The sequence below is a fragment of the Methylorubrum zatmanii genome (assembly GCF_014845115.1).
Lineage (GTDB): Bacteria > Pseudomonadota > Alphaproteobacteria > Rhizobiales > Beijerinckiaceae > Methylobacterium > Methylobacterium zatmanii.
Map to the genome: position 1 here is coordinate 1 of NZ_NKUI01000242.1, position 1695 is coordinate 1695.

Consider the following 1695-nt stretch of genomic DNA (forward strand, 5'->3'; position numbering starts at 1 on the left):
CGGTCGCGGTGATCGATACCGCCACCCGCAAGGTGGTCGAGACCATCGACTTCGCGGTGAAGGGCATCGCCGCCGACCGCCTCCAGCCGGTCGGCATCAGCCTGACCCGCGACGGCCGGCTCGCCTTCGTCGCCCTCGGCCCGTCCGACCGGGTCGCGGTGATCGATGCCAAGACCTACAAGGTGTTGAACTACATCCTCGTCGGCCGCCGGGTCTGGCAACTGGCGATGACGCCGGACGAGACCCGGCTGTTCACCACCAACGGCGTGTCCGGCGACGTCACCGTGATCGATGTGGCGAGCCAGCGCCCGATCCGCAGCGTCAAGGTCGGCCGCTTCCCCTGGGGCGTGGCCGTGCGCCCGGCCCCGCAGGCTTCGGCCGGCGCGGCGCCATGACAGCCGGCCGGAACGGATTGCATCCCACCCCTTGGCTGCGCCGCTTCCTCGCTGGTCTGGTCATGGCGCTTCTGGCGAGCCTTCCTGCCGTCGCGGGGCAGCTCGACCGGGCGGGAATGGAAAAGTACTTCCCCGCCCCCCTGGTGGTGGGCGAGCGTGACGAGGCCCTGCCGGTCTGGCCGATCCTGAAACAGGCGGCCGGCAGCTACGAGGTCTTCGCCTACGCCTTCGAGTCGGTCGATTTCGCGCCGATACCCGGCTTCGGTGGCACCCCGCCCGATCTCCTCGTGGCGCTCGGCCCCGACGGCGCATTCCGCGACGTGAAGGTCGTGTCTCACCACGAGCCGGTCTTCCTTGAGGGTCTCGGCTCGGAGCCGCTCTTCGCCTTCGTGGAGCAATATGTCGGGATGTCGGCCCGCCGCCCGATCCGGGTCGGCCGGCCGAATGCCCGCGGCTCCGGCGCCTCCCCGCAGAACACCGTCGACGGCATCTCGATGGCGACCGCCTCGACGCGGGTGATCAACGAGTCGATCCTCGCCGCCTCCCTCGCCGTCGCCCGCGCCAAGCTCGGCTTCGGCGCGACCCATGCCGGCCTGACCGTGGGGGCGCGGCCGGATGCCGACGAGTCTCTGACGGTGAGCGAACTGAGCGCCCGTGGCTGGGTCCGCCGCCTCACCGTCACGAACAGGCAAGCCGACGAAGCCTTTCGCGAGGCCGGCCTAACGGCCGCCGGCGACGGTCCGCCGGAAGCGCCGCTCACCGACCTCACCTTCGCCTATCTCAACGCGCCGGCCATCGGCCGCAGCCTGCTCGGGCTCGAGCGCTTCGGCGCCCTGATGCGCGAACTCGGCCCCGGCGACCATGCGGTGATGGTGGTGAGCCACGGCCCCGAGAATCCCCTCGGCGAGGATTTCGTGCTCGGCTCCATTCCCGAGCGGCTGACGGTGACGCAGGGCGGGCTCGCCGTGAACGCGCGGGACATGGCGATCGAGCGGCGTGGCGGCGCCCCCGGCCTCCCGGACGGGCCCTGGACCATCCTGCGGATCACGGGGGCGGCCGGCTTCGACCCCTCCGCGCCGTGGACGCTCACGGAGAGGATCGTGCGCGAGCGCGGCCAGATCTTCCCGGAGAAGATCGCCCGCGACTTCTCCGCCGATTACGCCCTGCCCGCCCGCCTGTTCATCCGCGAGGCGGCGGAAGCGGGGCCGAGCTGGACCGATCCGTGGCGGGCGCGGGGGCCCGAACTCGGCGTCATCGCCCTGGCGCTGGCCGGGCTGGTGCCGGTGCTGGTGCGCCAGAC

At 72.0% G+C, this 1695-nt stretch carries 2 protein-coding genes; both read left to right on the forward strand.

The window, feature by feature from the left end:
• Positions 1-395: beta-propeller fold lactonase family protein (locus MZTS_RS22395; protein ID WP_484502691.1), on the forward strand; the 395-nt coding region annotated here is incomplete at its 5' end.
• Positions 392-1695: FMN-binding protein (locus MZTS_RS22400; RefSeq protein ID WP_192285469.1), on the forward strand; the 1304-nt coding region annotated here is incomplete at its 3' end. The genes MZTS_RS22395 and MZTS_RS22400, both read left to right, overlap by 4 nt.